The sequence below is a fragment of the Dryocola boscaweniae genome, assembly GCF_025215095.1.
GTDB lineage: Bacteria > Pseudomonadota > Gammaproteobacteria > Enterobacterales > Enterobacteriaceae > Dryocola > Dryocola boscaweniae.
In genome coordinates this window covers 1-255 of the sequence record NZ_JALHAP010000015.1, presented here as the reverse complement: position 1 = coordinate 255, position 255 = coordinate 1, and the positions used below count along the sequence as shown (strand labels likewise).

The window sequence follows — 255 nt, the reverse complement described above, 5'->3', positions numbered from 1 at the left end:
AGCGGCGATAACGTCACCGTGTCGGCAGGCAATAACCTGCTGGTGCAGGGCTCGGCGGTGGTGGGCGACGGCGATGTGTCGCTGTCCGCCGGGAACAATATTGATATTGTGGCGGCGACCAACACCGTTTCCACGTATCGTCTGAATGAGACGAAGAAGTCCGGCCTGATGGGCACCGGCGGGATTGGCATCACCGTCGGCAGCGCTAAATCGCGCCATGAGATGAACGAGGACGGCACCACCCAGAGCCAGAGC

1 protein-coding gene is annotated in these 255 nt (G+C 61.6%); it reads left to right on the top strand.

Annotated features, from left to right (window positions below):
* Positions 1-255 (top strand): hemagglutinin repeat-containing protein (locus tag MUA00_RS00070; RefSeq protein ID WP_271121228.1); only part of this gene is annotated, 255 nt, incomplete at both ends.